Origin of the sequence: Ligilactobacillus sp. (assembly GCF_036846325.1) — a bacterium.
Lineage (GTDB): Bacteria > Bacillota > Bacilli > Lactobacillales > Lactobacillaceae > Ligilactobacillus.
In genome coordinates this window covers 1,056-6,803 of the sequence record NZ_DAIUCE010000091.1, presented here as the reverse complement: position 1 = coordinate 6,803, position 5,748 = coordinate 1,056, and the positions used below count along the sequence as shown (strand labels likewise).

The window sequence follows — 5,748 nt, the reverse complement described above, 5'->3', positions numbered from 1 at the left end:
ACGGGCAAAACGACGATTTTGGGGATTTGCCCGTAAATTCCGGCTCCCAATTACGGGCAAAAAAAGACCCGTTTCCTTTCTGAAACGAGCCTTCACTAAGAATCTTATTCAAACAAATAATCAGGGATGAACAAATCGCCCAAAGTTGCCGCCATGATGGCCTTGATGGAGTGAAGCCGGTTTTCGCCTTCCTGAAAAACGACGGAATGCTTGCCGTTAAAGACGGCATCAGTGATTTCGAGCGCTTCGACGCCGAATTGATCGCAAAGCTTTTTGCCCATCTTGGTTTGCTTGTCATGGAACGCAGGCAGACAATGCATCACGATTGTTTCTTTCTTGCCGGTCTTTTCAAGCAGCGAATCGTTGATCTGATACGGCAGAAGCTTTTCGACCCGGGCCTTGACGTCGATGTCTTCGCCCATGGAAATCCAGACGTCGGTGTACAAGACATCTGCATCCTTGACTGCCTGTGCGACGTCAGCCGTAACTTCAAGCGTGCTGCCGCTCTTTTCGGCCAGTTTTTGCGCAATGTCCTGCACTTCCTTAGACGGCTGCAAGTCATCGGGAGCACCAATCGAACAGTCGACGCCGAGAATTGCGCTCGTGACAAGCAGGCTGTTGGCCATATTGTTGCGCCCGTCTCCAACGTACGTGAGCTTCTTGTTTTCAAGCGTGCCAAAAACTTCTTTAATCGTCATGAAATCGGCAATCATCTGAGTCGGATGCCAGTCATCCGTCAAACCGTTCCAGACGGGAACGCCGCTGTATTCAGCAAGACCTTCAACGGTCGCCTGTTCAAAGCCGCGGAACTCAATACCGTCAAACATGCTGCCGAGAATTCTGGCAGAATCAGCGACGGATTCCTTGTAGCCGAACTGCGTATCCGAGATGCCCATGAATTCAGGGTGCGCACCTAAATCATTGGCCGCAACGGTAAAGGCAGACCGCGTTCTGGTCGATGTCTTTTCGAACAAAAGAGCAATGTTCTTGTTTTCAAGGTACTTGTGAGGAATGTTCTTTTTCTTAAGCTCCTTCAAGTGAAGCGCAAAATCCACCAGGTACTCAAGTTCTTTTTTGTTAAAGTCAATTTCCTTCAGATAAGATTTTCCGTAAAAATGATTCATGAATAATCCCCCTATGCTACCAGAATGTTTTCAAGCGTTTCGGTGATGATTTCGATGCCTGCCATAAGCTCAGATGCCGGCGTAATCAGCGGCGGAAGCAATCTGAGCGTGTTGCCGCGCGCACTGAGCGTCAAAAGTCCCTTGTCCTGCAGCAGCGAAACGACTTTGCCGACATCAACCGTTTCCTTCAGATGGATTCCAATCATGAGTCCAAGTCCGCTGATGCTTTCGATTGCATCAATGTTCCTGGCTTTTTGTTCCAGCAGGAATTTGATAAAATCCGCCTTTTCGCTGACGCCTTTTAGAAATTCAGCGTTCAGCTCATCCAAAACGACATCGGCGGCTGCCATTGCCAATGGATTGCCGGCAAATGTCGAACCGTGAGTGCCCGGCCCGAAGAATTTCGCCAATTCCTTTTTGCCAAGCATTGCACCGACAGGAATCCCGTTGGCAAGTCCTTTGGCCACGGTCACGATATCAGGATCCAAGCCAAAGTTTTCAAAGGCAAACAGTTTTCCTGTCCGACCCATTCCTGTCTGAACTTCGTCGATAATCAGCAGGGCGCCTGCTTCATGCGTTTTTTCTTCAACAGCTTTAAGCCAGGAGGCATCCCCCACGACAACGCCGCCTTCTCCTTGAACGACTTCCAGAATAACGGCCGCCTTTTGACCGTCAATTTCATCAAGGGCTGCGAAATCATTGTATCTGGCAAAGGAAACTCCGGGCACGAGCGGACCGAAGCCTTCCTTGATTCCGTTGTTTCCGGTCAGGGAAAGCGAGCCGTAAGTTCTGCCGTGAAATGAATGGTCAAAAGCCACAACCCCGCTTTTCCCGGTTGCCTTTCGTGCCAGCTTGAAGGCCGCCTCGTTTGCCTCAGTTCCGGAATTGCAGAAGCTTGCAATCATGCCGTGTGATTCGCCGAGCTTTTTGGCAACACTTTCCTGCAGGCTGCTTTCATAAAGGTTTGACGTATGCCAGACCTTTCCAAGCTGTTCTTCGACTGCCGCGTTCAGCTTTGAAACATTGTATCCGAGTCCGCAAACGCCGATGCCGCTTGTGAAGTCCAGATATGTCATTCCCTTGTTGTCCTTCAGTTTGAATCCGTTGCCGGACACGATTTCAAACGGGAATCTGTTATACGTTGGAAATACATGTTGCATCATCGTCTTCTTCCTCCTTTACGATTTCGGTTCCGTGGTTCTCCAGGTCATCCGTAATAATGACGTGCGACACGCCCGCCGCCTGTGCCGTAAATGCCGCGTTCAGCTTCGGCTGCATGCCGGCCGTGATTACCTTCCTGGCGAAAAGTTCACTGCAATGCGTGCGGTCAAGTCTTGGAATCACCTGTCCGTTTTCCATCACTCCCGCAACGTCCGTCAATAAATACAGTGCTTCGGCATGCAACAGACTGGCAACGCTGCAGGCGCACGAATCAGCATTGACGTTCAGCCATTTTCCGTCTTCCGTCACGCACATCGGTGCCATGACGCCGATTCTTTGCCACAAAGCACCTGCAATCGCCATCTTGTTGACCTTCGTCACCATGCCGACCGAACCATACTCTGCCTCATCAAGATATCTTCCCTCAATCAGGTGCGAACAGGCACATGACAACGGGCTGACAGGCAAACCATGCTCAGTCAGTTTTTCGACCAGTTCAGGCTGACTTTCGCCCAAAAGCACGAGTTTCGTAAGTTCAAGCACCTCTTTGCCCGTTACGCGAATTCCATGCTTTTTTTCTGCAGGAATCCCCATTTTCTCGCAAAGCCTTGAAATATTCGGACCGCCGCCATGGACGATTAGAACTTTCTTGCCCAAATGCTTCCAATACTTCAATTTTTCAAAAAAAGCCGGCTTTAATTGAGAAATGGCGTTCCCACCGATTTTAACCACAATCAGATCATCCATGTTCCGGTCCCCTTTCGTCAGCTGCGATACGAGGCGTTGATCTGAACGTATTTGTACGTCAGGTCGCATCCCCATGCCTGTCCTTTGAAATCGCCGTTGTTAAGTTCAACGTCGATTATGATCTCATCAGATTTGAGTTTTTCCTTTAGTGCATCTTCATCAAAATCAAGTCCCAGCGAGTGCTCGACGATTTTCGTCTTGTTAAGCGCAATGTCGACGGAATCGATTTTGAGCCTGGCGTTCGTCGAACCAATCGCATCGATGATCCGGCCCCAGTTGGCATCTTCTCCGAACAAGGCCGCCTTGACGAGGTTCGACCCGACAATGGCCTTGGCCACGTGCTGCGCGTCCTCTTTGGAATAAGCCCCGTTGACGTTTGCTTCAACAAGCTTCGTTGCACCTTCGCCGTCACGTGCGATTTCCTTGGCCAAAAAGACCAGAACGTGCTTTAAGGCTGCCTTGAAGCTTTCATATTCAGGTCCCTTTGAAAGTTCAGGCTCATCTTTCATGGCCTGACCGTTTGCCATGACAACGACCATGTCGTTTGTCGATGTATCACCGTCGACCGTAATCTGATTGAAGGTTTCATTCGTCAGTTCGACAAGCGTTTCCTGAAGCTTTTGTCCTGCCACTTTGGCATCCGTCACGACGAATCCGAGCATCGTGGCCATGTTGGGTTTGATCATGCCCGATCCCTTGCAGAATCCGGAGATTGTACACGTTTTACCAAAGACGTCAAATGACACACTGATGGTCTTCGAATGCGTATCCGTCGTCAAAACGGCTTCGGTTACCTTAAAGTTTTCAGTTTTCTGAAGTCCGGCCAAGCCTTGCCTGATTTTATCCATCGGCAATTGAACCCCGATTACTCCGGTTGAGGCAACGCCGACCAGGTCTTTATCGATTCCAAGTTTTGAAGCAACAAGGACCTGTTCTTCATGTGCATTTTCCGTTCCTTCGATTCCCGTGCAGGAATTGGCAACGGCACTGTTCATGATGATGGCCTGTAATTCATGCTTCTTATTGATTGTTTCCTTCGTCAGTTTCGTCGGAGCCGCCTGAAACTGGTTGGTCGTATAAACTCCGGCGCTTTGTGCCGGAACTTCCGACACGACCCAGCCCATATCAAGTCTTTTCCTGCGAAGACCCGCGTGAACTCCGTCCGCAAAGAAACCCTTCGGCCATTTAAAATCAATCTCTTCCATAATCCTTGTCCTCCCTATGGCCAGGCCGGAACTTCCGGCAACCCGCAAAGCTCATCCAGGCCAAAATAATCATTCATATTCTGCACCGCCTGCCCCGCCGCGCCTTTGACAAGGTTGTCGATTACGGAAACAACGGAAATCGTCTTGCTCAGCTCATCGTAAGCAACGCCGATGTCGCAGTAGTTTGAATACTGCACGTCCTTGATCTGAGGAAATCCTTCTTCAAGGACCCTGACGCATTTCTTGCCGTGATAGACGTCTGCGTACGCTCTTTTCAATGCTTCAAGACTAAAACCGTCAGCATCCTCCGGCTTGGCATAAATCGTCGCCATGATTCCGCGCGTGACCGGAATCAGCGTTGTTGAAAACTGCAGCGCTTCAATCCCGCTGTCGAATTTCTTCAGCTGCTGCAAAATTTCCGGAATATGCTGATGAGAATTGACCTTGTAAAGCAGCGCATTTTCATTGATTACCGGATAATGGCTGTTTTCCGTCAATTTTTTCCCTGATCCGGATACGCCTGACTTGGCATCGACAATCAGGGAGTCGAGCTTGATCAGGTGCTTAAGCAGGAGCGGTGCAATGCCTAAAATCGTCGCCGTCGCATAACACCCTGGATTTGCAATATAGCTCGTATCGGGCTTGTAGAAATCAGCCAGTCCGTAGCAGGATGCTTCCAGTTCCTCTTTTGGTGCGGCCGGCTTCTTATACCATTTTTCATATTCTTCCGGATCTTTTAATCTGAAATCGCCCGACAGATCGATGACGGGAAAGTCGTTTTGGATAAAGGGAGCGGCAAGCCTGCTCGTAACCCCGGCCGGAACCGCAAAGAACACTACGTCGTTTCGTTCCATGATTTTCTTTGCATCATATGGCAAAAGCTCGTTTTCAATATTGCGAAATGCAGACACCTCTTTATTCAGATAACGCTTCGAAACGCCCTCTTTTTCCCGCGCATACAGATTAATTTCTTCTATTTCAGGGTGATTGCTTAAAATTCGAAACAATTCCGTTCCGCTGTACCCAGTCACTCCCACGACCGCTGCACGCATAACTCCGCCTCCTCAAGCTCAGTAATTCATAACGTTGAACTAACTATATTCTAATTTCGGTATAATTTCAAGTGTTTTTTATAAATTTATGCTATTTTTTGCGCGTTTTTTGGTTTTTTATTCATTTGATAGCGAGATATGCATTATTTTACGCATAAAAAAAGCAGCTGCCACCAGCACTGCATTTCGTACCGGAAACAACCGCCGACTGATTCACTTGAAACTAAGCCCCAACAGCGAAATTATGACATATGCCATCCCGCTTGCGATTACGGGACCGGCCGCAACTCCTTTCAAAAAGACCACGCCAAGAATCGTGCCAATGACAAGCATCACCGTTACCTGCGGAACGGCGGCAAGCTGCGAAATGCCGTATCTTGAAAGAACCGCCACCAAAATTCCGCAGGCAACCGCAATCCAGCCCGCAGGCGTTTTGAAGGCCTTGAACATGTCCTGCAG

Annotated in this window: 6 protein-coding genes; all 6 read right to left on the bottom strand. The window is 49.1% G+C overall.

Annotated elements, in window-relative coordinates; translation table 11 throughout:
* Positions 1–104 precede the first annotated feature (104 nt).
* Positions 105–1,124 (bottom strand): ornithine carbamoyltransferase, encoded by a 1,020-nt coding sequence (gene argF, locus V7Z60_RS08055; protein WP_334117318.1) that lies wholly within the window; start codon positions 1,122–1,124, stop codon positions 105–107.
* Between the two features lie 11 nt (positions 1,125–1,135).
* Positions 1,136–2,284 carry an acetylornithine transaminase gene (locus V7Z60_RS08050; RefSeq protein WP_334117319.1) on the bottom strand — a complete coding sequence of 383 codons (1,149 nt, stop codon included), beginning with the start codon at positions 2,282–2,284 and terminating at the stop codon, positions 1,136–1,138.
* Positions 2,259–3,032 (bottom strand): acetylglutamate kinase, encoded by a 774-nt coding sequence (argB, locus tag V7Z60_RS08045; protein ID WP_334117317.1) that lies wholly within the window; start codon positions 3,030–3,032, stop codon positions 2,259–2,261. The genes V7Z60_RS08050 and argB overlap by 26 nt, the downstream gene beginning before the upstream one ends.
* A gap of 17 nt (positions 3,033–3,049) precedes the next feature.
* On the bottom strand, positions 3,050–4,237 hold the full coding sequence (gene argJ, locus V7Z60_RS08040) for a bifunctional glutamate N-acetyltransferase/amino-acid acetyltransferase ArgJ (protein ID WP_334117316.1): 1,188 nt from the start codon (positions 4,235–4,237) through the stop codon (positions 3,050–3,052).
* A 14-nt stretch (positions 4,238–4,251) separates the two neighbouring features.
* Positions 4,252–5,289 (bottom strand): N-acetyl-gamma-glutamyl-phosphate reductase, encoded by a 1,038-nt coding sequence (gene argC, locus V7Z60_RS08035; RefSeq protein WP_334117315.1) that lies wholly within the window; start codon positions 5,287–5,289, stop codon positions 4,252–4,254.
* Positions 5,290–5,502: 213 nt separating this feature from the next.
* Positions 5,503–5,748: DUF441 family protein (locus V7Z60_RS08030; RefSeq protein WP_334117314.1), on the bottom strand; the 246-nt coding region annotated here is incomplete at its 5' end.